We start from the raw sequence: 18,353 nt of genomic DNA, 5'->3' as shown, positions 1-18,353 counted from the left end.
ATTTGCGATTGGGATACAAGTGATGGTACTATCCCATTCCCTTGAGCCAGAGTATTAATCGGGCTGAGTCGCTCAAATTTATCTCAATAAGTGGGCATGAATAAATGCAACTATATTACGCAATGTAAAATTAATTAATATTGTCTCTTAGTCAGAGCTTTAGCGTAATAAAACAGAATTCAGTAGTCAGAATGGGCTGCGCTAACAGAATTCAGAATTGAATTCTGTGAGACACTTCTCTACCAGAGACTGCGCGTAGCTTGCTTTCCTGTAGAGGTACGACAAGACTCCACGAGAGTTATTCTGACTCCTGAATTCTAAATTCTGAATTCTTCTTCAATTATCGAATTTGGAAAGTAGCCAGTTGGCTGATTAAATGGTCAAAATAGGGAGCAATTTGCTGCCGATCGCCTTGGCAGCGTTTCAAACTAGCAGCCTTGATGCTTTTTAAGCCTAAAACCATTGCATCCAATGGAACTTGTAATTCCTGATAGAGCAAATTCATATAGTGCAGTCCTGTGGAATTTGTATATTCAGTGTGGCCACCTGCGATGCCATAGGTAATACAGCGAAGAAAATGCCAAAAATCTCGCCAGCAAGCTTGGGCGCGTTCAGCTGGATAAAGACCGCCTCCAGGTTGGATAATTTCGGGATAAGTTGCCAAAACTTCTTCCCTAGATTCATCAACGATTTCGGCTGCGCGATCGCGTAACAATTGAGCAACAGGAATCAACTCAGAATTATCGGGTGACAAGGTTTTAATCTGCAATAAATCTTCATCGCTTAGGTAGCGAAAAGCATCATCCGCAGCTTGAAATATAGCGATCGCTTCTTTTGGATGGGACTGTTCCCACCCAGCAAAGCTGACAATTCTAGCTTTGGCTATTAATTCTTTAACGGTTTCGCTTAATTGAGTCATTGATTTAGGGGATAGGGCATGGGGCATTGGGGATTGGGGATTGGGCTTTGGGCTGGGGACAAGGGGGACAAGGGGGACAAATTAATTCAAAATTAAAGAACTTCTGTCTCCTGCCTCTTCTTTTCCAATGCCCAATGCCCAATGCCCTAAAATAAAGAATAGCTGTACCAAATGCACTTATGGAAATCCATAAAATCCAAGCTGAACTGAAGAACCCAGATTTTCACCATCGTTTGAAGGCGATCGCTGCCCTCAATGGTTATGAATCAGAAGTTGCAGTTCCTCTGCTCACCAGTAAACTTCGTGACTCAGAATTTCTAGTGCGTTCTTTTGTGGCTAGGGGTTTGGGTAATCAACAATCAGCGGAATCTTTTGCAGCTTTGATGCAAATTATGAAATTTGATGATACTCCCAACGTGCGGGCTGAGGCGGCAAATTCGTTATCGCTATTTGGCAGAGTTGCAGTTTCTCATCTAGTTTTGGCATATTATCAGGATGACCACTGGCTAGTTAGGCGGAGCATTTTGGCTGCGATCGCTGAAATGGATTGCCCTGAAGAACTATTTGATATATGCGTTCAGGGTTTAAAAGATGAAGATTTCACAGTTCAGGAATCTTCTGTTGATGCACTTGGCTTACTGGCTGATTCTAGCCAACATACTGCGGCATTATCTCAAATACTAAGGTTGGTGAATGATGAATCTTGGCGAATGCGGGTGCGAGTTAGCTATGCCCTCAAACGATTTGATGAGCCGCAAGCTAAAGCAGCCCTAAATCAACTCAGACAGGATGAAGATCACCGAGTTGTTGGAGCTGCTTTAGAAGACTTGTTGCCACAATAGCGGTGTGAGTTTGTTCGCAATGCAATTATTGCGATCAAAATCATAACTTTGAACTCACAACTCAGCACGGGCTAAACGCCCCGCTACCGCTAACATTACTCAGGACTGTATTGGTGAAGCACTCAAACTCTCACGAGTTGTTGTGCGCGTATAGGCGTTCCAAACATCAAGTTCTGAATATGGACGGCTAGAAAGCATGGCTTTAGTTGCTTCTGTAAGTCCTTGAGCAAGAGTAAAATCTGCCCCAGCGATACTGAGAAGATGCTCCATCTCTGCATCCCTGAGATCGGTCGCTCGCAGGTCTGTATCCCGCAAATCGGCTCCAGTCAATCGAGCATTTCGTAAGCAAGCCCCTGTCAAATAAGCTTTTGTCAAATCAGCACCACTCAAATAAGCGCCTTGCAAATTGGCTCCTGTCAAGTCAGCGCCACTCAGATAGGCTCCACGCAGATTAGCACCTTGTAAATCTGCATTTCGTAAAGAAGCTGTATTCAGAAAAGCACCATTGAGATTAGCACCCGGTCCTACCGCTCCCGAAGCTTTGTAGTTATATTCTTCGGGCCATTTCGTTTGTGAATCATAACGCGCTATTTGGAGTTTGGCTCCCTCCAAATTTGCGCCACTGAGATTTGCTTGTTGGAGGTCAGCACGGTTTAAATAGGCTCCCTGCAAATTAGCCCCACTCAAATCGGCTCCTCGCAGATTAGCGCCTCGCAAATCTGCACCACTCAAATCGACATTACTTAATATCACCTCACTGAGGTCGGCTCCTAATAGCTTGGCTTTACTCAAGTTAGCTTGTCGGAAATCGACTTCCTTTAGATTAAATTGGTACAACTCTACCGAAACCACAGGGATTCCTTTTTTGAGGGCTGTTAAGATTTCTGGAGTTGGACTGGGGCGATCGCTTGTAATAAGTTGAATTTCACTATTTGTCATCAGCTGATTAAAATATCACTTTTGGAGTTATTCTACACTTTAGCTAAATCGGGACTTCATCTCATCACTAGTATTAATAACGCCAAAATTTGATAAAACGAGGTTTCAAAACAGATGCATATAATACCGCCTTTGACAATGATCGACTTCTTCCGTAAAAGTGAGGGTATATGGTTTACGGAACGCGCCGTTCATCATTTTGACTCGGCGGCGGATGAGTCGGGGGAGTCAAATTTGATTATTAAAGTCATGGGAAATGACGATCCGAAAGTCCAAGAAGTTTGTAAAGCCCAAGGGATAGATCCTAGTAAAGCAACAAGCGGTGCTAGCTTTGCATGGCAGGCTAACCTAGATACCAGGCTACCGAATACCGATAATGCTGCGATTTTGGTTGATGTTCCCGACGAAACGAGGCGTTCTGGAAAACTGATTCGCAACCAAGGCTATGTTGAGAGTATTCCAGTTGTGAGCCGATATCGGTTTGCTGATGATGGAGTGCTGACAATTGATACTGACTATGACAACAATCAAGGTCAGGAACGTTGTTGGTTTGTTACGGATGATTTTCGTGTCAGAGTCAGTACAGTACGAATGATGAACGGAATCAACTTGATGACTTATTGTTCCGAGCGTCGCTGTGTTTCCCAAGGAGTTTTGGAGCAAATGATCGGTCGCAATCATGCTAGGCGTTAGTGGGGAATGGGGAATAGGGAATAGGGAATAGGGAATAGGGAATAGGGAATAGGGAATAGGGGATAGGGGATATTACTAAACTCATACCAATGCCCAATGCCCAATTCCCAATGCCCCATTAAGGAATGTTGCTTTGTTTCTCATAAATGAGACGTGCATGATTGCCATAACTTATTTTCATGCAAGGGTTAACAAATCATGCTCCATGTATAAGCCTTTCCTGGAATTTTTAGAAAAAGAGCTATTTCAGCGGTTTGATTTACAAAGTAGGGTCATTCCCCCTGGTTTGGAATTCAAAGTTAGCGATCGCGGCAGAAACCCAGCAACTATTCGCAGTTGGTGTTACCAATCTCAAGAGTTGCGGAAAATTCGCTATACCTATATTGATGCTGGGGAAAGTGCCCAAATTTTTAACAGCGTGGTTTATCCGAGTAATCACTACGATCTACCTCTGTTAGGGATTGATTTTTTATCCTTTGGCAAAGTCAAAAATCTAATTGTGCTTGATTTTCAGCCTTTGTTTCAGGATGAAGATTATCAAAAAAAATATATAGTTCCGCTGAAATCTCTCCATGATAAATACCCAGATTTGGCGCAAAACTTAGAAATGAAGTTTTACGATGCCAACCAGTATTTTTCTAAATACCTATTGTTTGCCAAAACCGATCCTGAAACAGTATCAACGCGAGTCTTTGAAGCTTTTCAAGATTATTTAAACTTGTATTGGCAAATGTTAGGAGATGCCAAACCGCTCCAAGACCCTGAAGATATCCAGCGGATTATCAAAGCCCAAAAAGACTATGACCAATATAGTGCAGACCGCGATCCCGCATCTGGTTTGTTTAGCAGCTACTTTGGTCATGAATGGGCAGAGCGCTTTCTCTATGAATTCTTATTTGAAGATGCTGTCCCCCTAGCAGTTAGTGGCAGCAAAAGATAACCATCATTGGGTATGGGGCATTGGGGATTATTAATTTTGAATTTTGAATTTTGAATTTGGAGCGAAGCGAAGTGACGCTTTATCAACCATTTCTCGATTATGCGATCGCCTATATGCGATCGCGTTTGGATTTACAGCCCTATCCTATCCCCGCTGGATTTGAGTCTAAAAGTGCTGTTGTGGGCAAGGGAAAGAATCAGGAAGAGGTTGTCACCACCAGTTATGCCTTTCAAACTGCAAAATTGCGGCAAATTCGTGCAGCTCACGTGCAAGGTGGTAATTCGCTGCAAGTGCTGAATTTTGTGATTTTTCCCCGCCTCAACTACGATTTGCCCTTTTTTGGGGCAGATTTGGTGACATTGCCAGGAGGACATCTAATTGCTTTGGATATGCAGCCGCTATTTCGGGATGATTTAGCATATCAGGCGAAATATACCGAACCAATTCTGCCCATTTTCCACACCCATCAACAACATCTATCTTGGGGAGGAGATTTTCCCGAAGAAGCACAGCCTTTTTTCTCTCCTGCTTTTTTGTGGACTCGCCCCCAAGAAACGGCTGTAGTAGAAACTCAGGTGTTTGCTGCTTTCAAAGACTATTTGAAATCTTATCTCGATTTCGTAGAGCAGGCAGAACCTGTAACAGATTCCCAAAATTTAGTAGCCATTGAGCAAGCCCAACTGCGATACCTGCGATATCGGGCTGAAAAAGACCCAGCACGAGGAATGTTTAAACGCTTCTATGGTGCCGAATGGACTGAAGAGTATATCCACGGCTTTTTATTTGACCTAGAAAGAAAATTAACAGCCATCAACTAGAGGCTCTTTGACCGCACTCAGTGCTGAGTACCTCGTTACTGAAGACTTATCTAAGTCACGTTAAACTAGGAAAATAATCTCAGTAATACCAATTCAAAAAATTTTTGCGACATGATCCACTGATGCGCACCTACCCCGATGCCTTGGGAAGGTTTGGCGACGAATCTTATAATATGTTGCATTCTTTTTCAAATTGGTATTAGCTGTACTTAAACTAGTTTGTCTTCATAATGGTTTCCACCTTTCCCAATCCTTCTTCGGTTGATCTATCTCGCATCCGACTTTCCATCCGCTCATTGCAACCGCAATTAGTAGAGTGGCGGCGGCGATTGCATCAACAACCAGAGTTGGGCTTTCAAGAAAAACTGACTGCTGAGTTTGTATCACAAAAGCTGCAAGAATGGGGAATTGAGCATCAAACTGGCATTGCCCACACTGGCATTGTTGCCACCATCAAAGGAAAAGGGGAAGTTTCAGAAACAATCCAAAATCCAAAAGTTTTAGCGATTCGCGCGGATATGGATGCTTTGCCAATCCAAGAACTCAACGAAGTGCCGTACAAATCGCAGCATGATGGAGTGATGCACGCTTGTGGACATGATGGACATACAGCGATCGCTTTAGGTACAGCTTATTATCTCCAGCAGCATCGCCAAGACTTCTCTGGTGTTGTGAAAATTATCTTTCAGCCAGCGGAAGAATCACCAGGAGGCGCAAAGCCGATGATTGAAGCTGGAGTACTGAAAAATCCTGATGTTGACGCGATTATTGGTTTGCACTTGTGGAATAATTTGCCTTTAGGAACAGTGGGTGTGCGGGCTGGCGCATTGATGGCAGCTGTGGAATGCTTTAACTGCACAATTTTGGGTAAAGGTGGACATGGCGCACTACCCCATCAAACTGTTGATTCCGTTGTTGTTGCCGCCCAAGTTGTAAATGCCTTGCAAACTATTGTCGCTCGGAATGTTAATCCCATTGATTCAGCAGTAGTGACAGTGGGAGAACTTCACGCTGGAACTAAACGCAATGTAATTGCTGATACAGCGAGAATGAGTGCTACTGTCAGGTATTTTAATCCTAGTTTGAAAGGCTTTTTTAACCAGCGTGTCGAGCAAATTATTGCTGGAATTTGTCAGAGTCATGGTGCAAATTATGACTTAGAATATTGGTCACTTTATCCACCAGTAATTAATGATATTAAAATAGCAGAACTAGTGCGATCTGTAGCAGAAGAAGTGGTAGAAACTCCTGTGGGTATTGTGCCAGAATGCCAAACTATGGCTGCTGAAGATATGTCATTTTTCTTAGAAGAGGTTCCTGGTTGTTATTTTTTTCTCGGTTCTGCTAATCCCGCGAAAGACTTAGCATATCCCCATCATCATCCTCGGTTTGATTTTGACGAAACCGCCTTGGTAATGGGTGTGGAAATATTTGTTAGATGCGTGGAAAAGTACTTTGTTTCATGTCATTAATCATTTGTCATTTATAGTCCAATACGGTTCAGTTAAGCCTAAAACTCTTTGTAAAAGTCAATTTTTTTAACGAACCGCCTTCGCGTTAGCGTCTCCCCTTGGGAGAAGGACGCCTTCGCGCAGCGTCTCGAAGAGAAGGATGCAAAGAGAAGAAAGAAATGCTTAACTGAACTGTATTGCTTTATAGTCACCAATGACAAAGAACAAATGACCAAGGACGACCATAACAAAAATTTTGACAATCTCATTTAGGATGGCTATATCTCTAATTCGTAACTATTGGTTTCTGTTTAGTGCTAACTTCTAAAGGCAGGAAAATCGTCATCACTTCCCCATAGTGTGGACGTTGACGCACAATTAGTTTGCCACCGATCGCCTGAAACAAATGCTTGGTTGCAGCGATATTCAAACTAATCGTACCTGTTTCTGGTTGGAACATTAGTAGTTGACCTAGAGCCTTGCGAATTGGTGGTGTTGCAGATGTAGTGGCTTTATTTGAATCTTTGCACCGGAATTCAGGCGATAATTGTAACTTCAGTTGATCTCCAGCTGGGATAACTTGTACTTGAATATGGCTGCCAGCGGGTAAGCTGCGAGTAAAATTTTCCATCAAACCAGTGAGAACCTGATCCAACATGGTGGGATTGCTTACCACTGTTGGTAATTGTTGGGGTAAAACAACATTTAAAGTTAAGTTCCGCCGATGCGCAGCTTGTTCCCAACGAGGAATACTCTGCTGCAACACTTGATCTAAAGACATCGGTGTGAGTTGAGTCTTTGACGATTTTGCTGAGGCAGTAGTTTCTAGTTCTGCGGCCTTAAACAGCAATTCCATACGGTCAATTTGCTCGGTACACTCGTGATCGATAATTTTTAAGCGATTGATGACGCTAGCATCTAAGTCTCGCCGCTTTAATAGCAGACGAGTCATGGTGCGAATAGTTGTTAAAGGTGTGCGAACTTCGTGAGCAAAGGCTTGGAGCAATTCTACATCAGGATTTGGGGATTGGGGATTGGGGAAAACTCTTCTCCCCTGCTCCACTGCTCCTCTGCTCCCCTGCTCCCCTACTTCTTCCCCAGTCCCTAGTAAAGAGTCTCTAGTCTCTTCTGGTTCTGTTAATTCTTGAAGCAACAACTGGCTAAAGTGAATCATCATGCGGTAGTCTGGTGCTACCGGAGAATATTGTTCTACTAATGCGTCCAAGCGAGCGAAGAACTCTGGATTAGCCAGCATTACCCGTGCCCCTAGCGATCGCCAAGCCTGCTGCACTATCTCTGGCTCAAAAGAAAATGAAAAGGTTTTTTTACCGTTTTTGTGGGTTGCTAAAACCAGCACTAATCTAAATTTATCTGTAAAAACTAAGCAAAACTGTTCTGCACCTAGAGGATCGGCAGGTAGTAAAGGAAGTACCGATTCATGGGGAGCAATCTCTTCATTTACAGACGCGATTGCACCCGGCATCTGAAATGGCATCAGCGCCAAGGGGTTAAATGGTTTTGCTGTAAAAGTTACTGTTTGTAAACTTTGAGTCAATTTTGGTTGACTAAATAAGGGTGCTGGTGCAGTTAAAACTAATCCTTGGGTTGTGTTAACTGAAGGGTCTGCTAAAGTATTTAATAGCAAATGTTCTGTCGCTGCGAGGCTGATACGCCACTGCTGCTCTGCTTTAGCAGGTGAACATTCTGCCACACTTGATTGATTTTCAGCCAAGATTTCGCTCAGGCTTGGCAATATCCATTGGTACACAGGCTTTCACCCCTTAATTCAAGAGCGACTAACAGCGTCTAAGTTAGACATTTCACTACTATCTAAGAGGTTATAGCTATTTGTATACTGGTGACAGTGGTAGAACCGAACAATTCAGGGGAAATTCCCCTCTAACTGCGATGTCTACGACGGGCTACGCGTACGCACTTAGGGGCTGAAAAACATTGGCACTGACTTTTACCGATAGGCGTGGCGATCGCCGACTATGATTGTGCTGCTTTCGCTACTCGAATTGGGATTGTAATTACAAACTCTGCACCTTGTCCCGGTGATGAAATACATTGCAAAGATCCACCATGCTTGTCAGTAATTATCTGGTAACTTATTGATAGACCCATGCCAGTCCCCTTCCCAACTGCTTTCGTGGTGAAAAAAGGGTCAAATAAACGCGACTGGATTTCTTGGGGAATTCCTACTCCATTATCAGCAATCCGAATAATTACATTTTCATTTACCTGTTCAGAAGAAATGCGAATCAAGGGATTTGGACAAAGTTCTTTTTGGAAACAATCTTCTAAAGCATCGATTGCATTTGCCAAGAGGTTCATAAATACCTGATTCAGTTGCCCTGCAAAACACTGGATTTGAGGTATTGCACCATATTCTTTAACCACTTTAATTTCAGGGCGATTATTTTGTAGCTTTAGACGGTGTTGCAAAATTAACAGAGTACTGTCGATTCCTTCATGGAGATCAGCCGTTTTGAACTCAGCTTCATCCAAACGAGAGAAAATTCGGAGACTGAGAACAATTTCCCGAATGCGTTTAGCCCCCATCTTCATTGAGGTTAACATCTTAGGCAAATCTTCTGTTAGGTATTCAATATCTGCTTCTGCGTTAGCATTTTTAATTTCTGGCTCTGGGTTAGGATAATAATTTTGATAAAGCTTAATTAACAGCAGCAACTGTTGAGTGTAATCATCAGTGTGTTGCAGGTTGCCGTAGATAAAATTAACTGGATTGTTGATTTCATGGGCAACTCCCGCCACTAGTTGACCCAGACTCGACATTTTTTCCGATTGAATTAATTGCATTTGGGTTTTTTTCAGGTCTTTCAGAACTTGTTGAAGTTCTGCTTCTGCCTTTAGGCGCTCGCTAATTTTGTCTCGTAATTGTTCGTTAGCATTGACCAACTCACCTCTAGAATATTGGAGATCGTCTGCCATTTTGTTGAACGAGGTAGCTAACTCGCCAATCTCATCGTGAGAGCAAATATTAACTCTGGTATCCAGCTTACCTTCAGCCACATTCATCACAGCTTGCTGGAGTTTTTTAATCGGTTTTGAGATCGTTTTGGACACCAGATAACCTACTAATAATGCAAAGATACCACATCCCGAACTGATGACAGACGTGACAAAAATATTTTTATGGGCTATTGCTAGTGCTGCTTTATAAAGTGGTGTGTACTCCAAAATTACTGCACCCATTGTTTCACCCTTGCTAGTTTTAAAAGCAACAGCAATCAAGTGAATTCCATTTGGGTATTCAGGACTCGTCTCAATATAGGTTCTGGGTATCCCATCTTGAATAGTTTGACCAACTTCATTATTGCGATCGTGATCTAATCGCGTACCGATATCTTCCGCAACTACATCTGCCAGAATGATTTTATTGCGGTCTACAATCTCCAAATCGCGCTGACGTTGCTTGTGTAGCGATTGAACATGCTCTTGCAGATGGGCTAGCATCTGATCTTGCGATCGCATTTCGTGCTTTTCAAGATCGTAACTGACAAAATATCCCAGTAGTCCAGCAACTTCTTCGGCTTCTTGTTGAGCAAGATACTTAGCTATATTCAATTGTTGATTAGCACTAATCGCACCAATAATTCCTGAGAGAGTAGCCATTCCTAGAGTACCCAAAATTAATTTTTGACTAATTTTCATTCCTAGCTCAAAACCTCAAGTGTTGACTACTGTGCTAATTCAGTTTTCGGGAGTTTGCCCTTTTCCTAAAATTCCCACTTATCAGCCTGAAAGCTACAGAGTCAACAACTATTAGCCAAATCTTTAATCTGGTTCTTTTTGGAACTCCGTTTTGGGTTTTTGGAACTCCGTTTTGGGCAAACTATGCTTGCAACACAAAATCTGATGCCGTGAGAGTTGGCACACCAGTTAAAGCTGCAAATAAACCACCACTGCCAAAACCTGCCACGCTGCCATTTGGGTTGTAGAATAACTGCCCACTCACAGGATCGTAGACAATTTTCGCCGTGCTAGTCGCCGCTAAATTAGTGATTTGAAAATCATTGGGATTACTGAAACCTGTTCCCGCAACAGAAGCGATGCCTACGGCAACCCGTTCGCGTAGCGTCTCCGACAGGAGAAGCGGGAACGCACTAAAGGTAGTCTTACTCAGTATAATCTTGTCACCTTCAGAACTGTTGAAATCAGTAATATCATCAACAGTGGTAGTAAACTCAGCATTGCTGTTGTAAAGGAAAAAGTCAGCACCTACACTACCGATGAGAACATCATTGCCTCTGCCACCCACAAGAGTATCATTGCCTTTTCCACCAATGAGAATATCATCGCCTTCTCCGCCCCGCAATAGATCATCGCCACTATTACCATTAATGATGTCGTTACCCCCTTGACCATTAATTAGATCGTTGGAGTTGTCAAAACCCGCAACGTTATTGTTAAGGTCATTGAGGAAGGTGACAGTGTTCTTGTTAAAGAGATTAGTTTGAGTGGAGTTGGCATTGAAGACATCAAAACTGTCAGTTATGCTGGTTTGTCCATCAAATAGGATATTACCAATAGCGGGTCGTGAAGCATTTGCTGGTAGGTTATCCAGGTTTTCTAATTGGAAGTTTTGCAGGATAACTTTGCTAGAGGCCACATCCAAAAAGGTGAGTTCTAAGTTATTACCACTTTGAGTAAGTTGCAATTTATCGGCTGTTAAACCACTACCGATAAATTGCAATGTATCCAGTTGTCTAATCACCGTTGCTGATGGATTTGAACCAATACCAGTACCAACAAAATCGGTGATAGTGTCATCATCATCGCCAAGGCGGAAGACAAAAGTATCATTGCCATTGCCACCAGAGATAGTGTCATTGCCGCCATTACCAATGATGTTATCGTTGCCGTCACCAGCAGAGATATTATCGTTGCCATTATTGCCAATGATGTTAGCACCAACTGCGATCGCAACCCCAGCAGTACTAGTCAGGCTACCATCGTTGATGGTGTAATTGAAATTGGCATTACCACTAAACCCATCAATTGGGGTAAAGACGATGAAATCATCTGTCGAGTTGTCCTGAGTGCCGTTATTATTCAGCACAGCAGTACCGTTGGTTGCACCACTAACGCCAGTAATCCTGAGGTTACTGCTATCGATGTCAGTATCATTAGTCAGCAGAGTACTAGCTGTGATACTTAGTGGAGTATTGAAGGCAATAGTCAAAGGATCGTTGGCTGCCACAGGTGCATCGTTGACGGGTTTGACGTTGAGGTTGAAAGTATTAGTAACAGTACCGCCATTGCCGTCAGCGACAGTGAAAGTGAAACTGTCACTGCCGTTGAAGTTGGCATTGGGGGTGTAGATGAAAAAGTCGTCGCCGGGATTGTCTGGAGTGTTGTTGTCGTCAAGTGTCAGTGTGCCATTAGTGGGGCTAGTGAAATTACTAATAGTTAAAGTATCCCTATCTGCATCTGTATATCTACGCAGAATATTTCTAGCAAGGATGTTAACGGCAATATCTTCGTTAGTGGTAGCGGCAGTCTGAAAGCCAAACACTACATAACTCTCCCCTGCATTAAGCTTACCGTTGGGGTCGGCACCTGATGCCCCGATAATCAGGTCATCGAAGCCGTCGCTGTTGATATCCCCCGCACCACTGCTGACAGAACTGCCTAAGGAGTCAAGCTCATCAATGCCGTTAATCACAAAGCCATTGCTGCCATTGAGGGACGAGAGGTTGAGGCTAGCTCCAAAGCCACTATTGCTGCCAAAAACCACGTAGTTTGACCTTGCATAACTCTGACCGTTGGGGTCGACACCTGATGCCCCAATCAGGTCATCGAAGCCATCGCCGTTGATATCCCCTGCACTGCTGACAGAAATGCCTGAAATGCCTTTAATTACAAAGCCGTTGCTGCCATTGAGGGAGGAGAGGTTGAAGCTAGCTCCAAAGCCACTATTGCTGCCAAACACCACGTAACCGGCAGATGATCCCCCGATAATCAGGTCATCGAAGCCGTCACCGTTGACGTCCCCCGCATTGCTGACAGAATTGCCTGAGAAGTCATCCACATCAATGCCGTTAATCGCAAAGCCGTTGCTGCCATTGAGGGAGGAGAGGTTGAAGCTAGCTCCAAAGCCACTATTGCTGCCAAACACTACGTAGCTTGACCCTGCCCTACTTTGACCGTTGGGGGAGGCACTCCTTGCCCCAATAATCAGGTCATCGAAGCCGTCGTCGTTGATGTCCCCCGCACTGCTGACAGAAACGCCTGACTCATCACTCGAATCAATGCCGTTAATCACAAAGCCGTTGCTGCCATTGAGGGAGGAGAGGTTGAAACTAGCTCCAAAGCCACTATTGCTGCCAAACACCACGTAGCTTGACCCTACATTAAGCTTACCGTTGGGGGAGGCACGATATGCCCCGATAATCAGGTCATCTAAGCCGTCGCTATTAATGTCCCCCGCACTGCTGACAGAACTGCCTGACTCATCACCCACATCAATGCCGTTAATCACAAAGCCGTTGCTGCCATTGAGGGAGGAGAGGTTGAAGCTAGCTCCAAAGCCACTATTGCTGCCAAACACTACGTAGCTTGACCCTGCCCTACTTTGACCGTTGGGGGAGGCACTCCTTGCCCCAATAATCAGGTCATCGAAGCCGTCGTCGTTGATGTCCCCCGCACTGCTGACAGAAACGCCTAATAAGTCACCCGAATCAATGCCGTCGATCGCGAAGCCGTTGCTGCCATCTAGGGACGAGAGGTTGAAGCTAGCTCCAAAGCCACTGTTGCTGCCAAACACCACGTAGCTTGACCCAGCATAACGCTTACCGTTGGGGGAGGGAAAAAGTGCCCCGATAATCAGGTCATCGAAGCCGTCGCCGTTGATGTCTCCCGCACTGCTGACAGAATTGCCTGAGAAGTCACCCGAATCAATGCCGTCGATCGCGAAGCCGTTGCTGCCATCTAGGGACGAGAGGTTAAAATTAGTAACCTGAGCTACATCATTGACTCCGTTAATAGTCAAGTTAACGCTAGCTGTGTTAGTCAAGCTGCTATTATTATTGTTGGTGGTGTATGTAAAGCTGTCAGTGCCGCTTTCACCAACACCCAAAACCTCAAATGAAGCATTCGGGTCGTAGGTCAAGCTGCCATCAGCATTAAGGGTAACTAAGGCACCAGAACTTAAAGTAATAGGAGTGCCAACAATAACTGCCCTACCATCTATAGTCGATACTGTTAGGGAGTTGCTGTCGTTAGCTAAAACCTCTATGTTAAGGGCAGTGTCTTCGTCTGTAGTAGCCATGTCATTAACAGGGACAGGAGGTTTATTAATAGGTGTAGGAGATGCAAAACCAAAAACTATGTAGCTCTCCCCTGCATTAAGCTTACCGTTGGGGTCGGCACTTGATGCCCCGATAATCAGGTCATCGAAGCCGTCGCCGTTGACATCCCCTGCACTGCTGACAGAACTACCTGAGAAGTCACGCTCATCAATGCCTTTAATTACAAAACCCTCGCTGCCATCCAGAGATGAAAGGTTGAAACCATCACCGAAACCACTACTGCGACCAAAGACAACGTAGCTCTCCCCTGCATAACTCTGACCGTTGGGGTCGGCACGATTTGCCCCGATAATCAGGTCATCGAAGCCATCGCCATTAATGTCCCCCGCACTGCTGACAGAACTGCCTGAACTGTCATCCGCATCAATGCCGTTAATTACAAAACCGTTGCTGCCATCCAGTGACGAGAGTTTGAAGTTAGCTCCAGAGGCACTGCTGTTGCCAAAAACCACGTAGCTCTCCCCTGCTCTATCCTGACTATTGGGGTCGGCACTTGATGCCCCGATAATCAAGTCATCGAAGCCGTCGCCGTTAATATCCCCTGCACTGCTGACAGAACGGCCTGAGTAGTCATCTGCATTAATGCCTTTAATTACAAAGCCATTGCTGCCATTGAGGGAGGAAAGGTTGAAGCTAGCTCCAAAGCCACTATTGCTGCCAAACACCACGTAGCTTGACCGTGCATCACGCTGACCGTTGGGGTCGGCACTCCTTGCCCCAATAATCAGGTCATCTAAGCCGTCGCCATTAATGTCCCCCGCACTGCTGGAAACGCCTAATAAGTCACCCGAATCAATGCCGTCGATCGCGAAGCCGTTGCTGCCATTGAGGGACGAGAGGTTGAAACTAGCTCCAAAACCACTATTGCTGCCAAACACCACGTAGCTTGACCCTGCACTATTCTCACCGTTGGGGGAGGCAAAAAGTGCCCCGATAATCAGGTCATCGAAGCCGTCGCTGTTGATGTCTCCCGCACTGCTGACAGAATAGCCTGAGAAGTCACCCGAATCAATGCCGTTAATTACAAAGCCGTTGCTGCCATCTAGGGACGAGAGGTTGAAGCTAGCTTCAAAGCCACTATTGCTGCCAAAGACCACGTAGCTTGACCCTGCATAACGCTTACCGTTGGGGTCGGCATTAGGTGCCCCAATAATCAGGTCATCGAAGCCGTCGCCGTTAATATCCCCTGCACTGCTGACAGAACTGCCTGAGAAGTCATCTGCATTAATGCCGTTGATCGCGAAGCCATTGCTGCCATTGAGGGACGAGAGGTTGAAGCTAGCTTCAAAGCCACTATTGCTGCCAAAAACCACGTAGCTTGACCCTGCAAAAGACTGACCATTAGGGTCGGCACCAACTGCTCCGATAATCAGGTCATCGAAGCCGTCGCCGTTGATATCCCCTGCACTGCTGACAGAACTGCCTGAATAGTCAAGCTGATCAATGCCGTTAATCACAAAGCCGTTGCTGCCATTAAGCTCAGATAGATTTAAAACTGCATTAGCCATTGTTGTTAATTCTCCTTCGTTGTTTTGTTTGTCAGCTGTACAGACGTGAATGAAATTCCACGTCTCTCATTCCATCGTCACCATCCGCCGAATTTCATCACTTTTAAAGCCGATCGCCATTGGACGACGCACCCCTGGTAGCGCCACCACGTCGTATAATTCCAGTACCACTCCCTCCATTCGCAGGGAATGCACAATATCACCGCTTTTCAGGTCAATCACCAGTAGCCCACAGCGAGGTTCAGCATTTTTTTGAAATAATTTTTCGTCTAGAGGCAATCCACTAAAAGTCTTGTTATGCCTGGGCTGGGAAACTCCAACGATCGCAAAGTCGCCATGAAATGCACAACCGCGCATATATCCTGGACAAAATGCCACAGGTTCAAAGCTGCCCCGTTTCAAGTCTAGGTAGCCAAAATCTCCTGTTCCAGAGTTAAGTAACCACAGCTTCTCTTTATACCACCGAGGGGAATGGGGCATGGAAAGTCCTCTGATGAGTATCTCGTTACTTTCCACATCAATGACGCAACCACCATCAGCTCGCCTGTCCCGCCATCCTTCTGCCACATCCGACTGACTCACAGCAGTCACATATCTGGGTTGACCATCTCGTATTGCTAACCCGTTGAGATGACACCTGTCTTCTGCTGCCAATTTACTAATAAACGGCGGTTGCCACAGGGGAATGAAACTATGGGTTTGACTAACTTTGGCTAAACAGCTAAATAGGGTATTGACAAATGTTAGATACTGTGAATCATTATTTGCTTGAGAATTACTCAGGGCGATATCATGGATGTCTAAGTCTCCAGTCACATAACTCACCTGGGGCAAATAGACAGCATCATAGTTGTTGTGAACTTGTCCTGGTTGTAAGATGTTTTCAAAGCGCCACAATTGATATAGCGAACTCATATATAAGCTACTATCTTGGGCATACAAACCCATGCAACGCTCAAAGGTGCGCTCAAATACAGATAGTTGGCCGCTAGATTGTAAGCCGATGAAAAATAATTTACCTGCTTGATAGGTAGTAAAGGCCAGACTCAGATTTTGCTCAAACAGCCACGGAGTAAACTGGCGAGAAGCATTCAACTCCAAGGAAGCAGCTACAGGATTTTGATTCATTTTTTTTCCCAGCGAGGAAGTTCATAATTCTTTCCTAATGCTTTCTGCCCGACCTTCGCGGACTCGCTCTAAGCGTTCGCGTCTCGTAGAGAAGCCATACCGTTGGCGTTGGCATAGCGTGTCGCAGACAAGCCTCTCGTACCACTTTGTGGAAGCAAGCTACGCGTAGCGTCTCCCTTTGGGAGAAGAGAAGGCTTTACGCTGCGCTATCTTCCTGCCTGCTGTCTTCTCTTATAACAATGTTGGCTCCTCGTTCCTTGTTACCTCTTGTATTATCACTGAAGTAAAGTCAGGCAAACTTCTTTACCCAATCTTCATAAGTTAAATCTCTGTAAATTCTTATACATCATCATTAAAACATCAACTGAAATTTATTCTTTTTACAAATGTATTTCGTTCGCTTCTTGAAAACTTGATACGTTGTCAAATTTCGCCTGTCTTTTGACAAAAGCCCAATTTTCTCTTGTGCCAGTAATAATTTTGTGACATAAAATTGTGCTAAAATATACATAAACTATTTTATATATAACTTGAGAACATCTTTGCACAAGCAATAATCACGTTCATCCAAGCTTTATATCCATTAGCGAATCAGACGCTCCCGCGTCGCTATCGAGCGTCACAGCTTGTCGTAGACATCGTATTTTTTAGGTAGATTAGCAATAGACTATCTCAAGGGCACTTTATGACTTCTTTTGATTCAGCTAAAGATTTGGTACTAGTTGCTGGTGCTACAGGTGGAGTCGGGCAATTAGTGGTAGGCAAGTTACTCGAAAAGGGTTTAAAAGTTCGCGTTCTGACACGCAATGCTGCAAAAGCTGAAGAGATGTTTAACCAAAAAGTGGAAATTGTCGTTGGCGATATCCGCCAGCCAGCTACACTGCCACCTGCAATGCCAGGTGTTACCCACATCATAAATTGTACTGGAACTACTGCCTTTCCCTCTGCGCGATGGGAGTTTGACCAATCCCCGAACTTGATTGAATGGGGAATTATTTTCCTTAATCCCAAATCTAGTGAAGCAAAAGCAAAAAATAGTCCGGCAAAAATCGATGCTGAAGGTGCCAGCAATCTAGTAGCAGCAGCACCCCAGAATTTGAAGCGATTCGTTTTCGTCTCTTCTTGTGGAATTCTCCGTAAAAATCAGTTTCCTTTTAGTATTCTTAATGGTTTTGGCGTGTTGGATGCCAAACAAAAAGGCGAAGAGTCCATTATTAATTCTGGATTGCCCTACACCATTATCCGCCCAGGACGCCTCATTGACGGACCCTATACCTCATACGACCTCAACACCCTCCTTAAGGCAAAAACTGGGGGTAAATACGGTGTGGTCATAGGCACTGGGGATACACTTTCGGGTGATGCCAGCCGGATTGATGTCGCAAACGCTTGTGTAGAATGCCTTTTTCAACCAAGTAGTTCTAAGAAAATTTTTGAAATAGTCAACCAAGGACAAAGACCACCTGTGATTGACTGGAAAACTCTTTTTTCTGGGATTGAGTAACTACTGAGTGCTGAGTGTTGAGTACTGAGTGCTGAGTTATTATTCTCTCTCCATACCCCGTGCCCCATGCCCAATCCTCAGTGTTTCTGTAGTTTATTGCCTCAAAAGACGGCAAACACCACTCGGACGTTACGGTTCACCCTAATTGCTGAAAGTATTAATTCTCCTACATTAGACAGAGTGAAGACAAATAAATCCATGAACCAACTAAAAACACAATTTAGTTAGTTTAACCGTCCCAAGAAAGGTTCGGGAAACCACCCTTCATGGACTG

Annotated in this window: 12 protein-coding genes; 6 read left to right on the top strand and 6 right to left on the bottom strand. The window is 44.5% G+C overall.

The features are described 5' to 3' along the window. Nucleotides 1-340: 340 nt before the first annotated feature. Nucleotides 341-919 carry a phycobilisome protein gene (locus HWQ43_RS10370; protein WP_292732692.1) on the bottom strand — a complete coding sequence of 193 codons (579 nt, stop codon included), beginning with the start codon at nucleotides 917-919 and terminating at the stop codon, nucleotides 341-343. 179 nt (nucleotides 920-1,098) lie between these two features. Here HWQ43_RS10370 and HWQ43_RS10365 point away from each other — a divergent pair, with 179 nt between their 5' ends. Continuing rightward, nucleotides 1,099-1,761 carry a HEAT repeat domain-containing protein gene (locus HWQ43_RS10365; RefSeq protein WP_292732691.1) on the top strand — a complete coding sequence of 221 codons (663 nt, stop codon included), beginning with the start codon at nucleotides 1,099-1,101 and terminating at the stop codon, nucleotides 1,759-1,761. Nucleotides 1,762-1,860: 99 nt separating this feature from the next. Here HWQ43_RS10365 and HWQ43_RS10360 read toward each other — a convergent pair whose 3' ends face one another. Beyond that, entirely contained in the window at nucleotides 1,861-2,700 is an 840-nt protein-coding gene (locus HWQ43_RS10360; protein WP_292732689.1) for a pentapeptide repeat-containing protein, read from the bottom strand. A gap of 114 nt (nucleotides 2,701-2,814) precedes the next feature. Between HWQ43_RS10360 and HWQ43_RS10355 the strand changes: the two genes are divergently transcribed. From HWQ43_RS10355 to HWQ43_RS10340, 4 genes are all read left to right on the top strand, one after another. Continuing rightward, the gene (locus tag HWQ43_RS10355; protein ID WP_292732687.1) at nucleotides 2,815-3,393 is read left to right on the top strand and encodes a phycobiliprotein lyase; all 579 of its coding nucleotides are present in this window, start codon (nucleotides 2,815-2,817) and stop codon (nucleotides 3,391-3,393) included. 205 nt (nucleotides 3,394-3,598) lie between these two features. Then, nucleotides 3,599-4,333: a 15,16-dihydrobiliverdin:ferredoxin oxidoreductase gene (locus HWQ43_RS10350; RefSeq protein ID WP_292732685.1), complete on the top strand. Its 735-nt coding sequence runs from the start codon at nucleotides 3,599-3,601 to the stop codon at nucleotides 4,331-4,333. A 71-nt stretch (nucleotides 4,334-4,404) separates the two neighbouring features. Then, nucleotides 4,405-5,151, top strand: a complete 747-nt coding sequence (locus tag HWQ43_RS10345) for a phycoerythrobilin:ferredoxin oxidoreductase (protein ID WP_292732684.1) — start codon at nucleotides 4,405-4,407, stop codon at nucleotides 5,149-5,151. Nucleotides 5,152-5,381: 230 nt separating this feature from the next. Then, entirely contained in the window at nucleotides 5,382-6,623 is a 1,242-nt protein-coding gene (locus tag HWQ43_RS10340) for a M20 family metallopeptidase (protein ID WP_292732682.1), read from the top strand. 265 nt (nucleotides 6,624-6,888) lie between these two features. On the opposite strand, the gene HWQ43_RS10335 is transcribed toward HWQ43_RS10340, so the two are convergent. From HWQ43_RS10335 to HWQ43_RS10320, 4 genes are all read right to left on the bottom strand, one after another. After that, nucleotides 6,889-8,370, bottom strand: a complete 1,482-nt coding sequence (locus HWQ43_RS10335; protein ID WP_292732680.1) for a HAMP domain-containing sensor histidine kinase — start codon at nucleotides 8,368-8,370, stop codon at nucleotides 6,889-6,891. A gap of 224 nt (nucleotides 8,371-8,594) precedes the next feature. Next, complete coding sequence (locus HWQ43_RS10330) at nucleotides 8,595-10,280, bottom strand: ATP-binding protein (protein ID WP_292732678.1); 1,686 nt, start codon at nucleotides 10,278-10,280, stop codon at nucleotides 8,595-8,597. Between the two features lie 181 nt (nucleotides 10,281-10,461). Next, a complete protein-coding gene (locus HWQ43_RS10325; protein ID WP_292732676.1) occupies nucleotides 10,462-15,447 on the bottom strand; it encodes a tandem-95 repeat protein in 4,986 nt (1,661 codons plus the stop codon). 66 nt (nucleotides 15,448-15,513) lie between these two features. Continuing rightward, entirely contained in the window at nucleotides 15,514-16,575 is a 1,062-nt protein-coding gene (locus tag HWQ43_RS10320) for a TIGR03032 family protein (RefSeq protein ID WP_292732674.1), read from the bottom strand. Nucleotides 16,576-17,260: 685 nt separating this feature from the next. On the opposite strand from HWQ43_RS10320, the gene HWQ43_RS10315 reads away from it, so the two are divergent. Continuing rightward, a complete protein-coding gene (locus HWQ43_RS10315) occupies nucleotides 17,261-18,079 on the top strand; it encodes an SDR family oxidoreductase (protein ID WP_292732671.1) in 819 nt (272 codons plus the stop codon). The last annotated feature ends 274 nt before the right edge of the window (nucleotides 18,080-18,353 follow it).

Origin of the sequence: Nostoc sp. JL31 (assembly GCF_017114965.1) — a bacterium.
GTDB lineage: Bacteria > Cyanobacteriota > Cyanobacteriia > Cyanobacteriales > Nostocaceae > Nostoc > Nostoc punctiforme_A.
The sequence above is the reverse complement of the archived record's forward strand: the minus strand, read 5'-3'. Positions and strand labels throughout refer to the sequence as shown.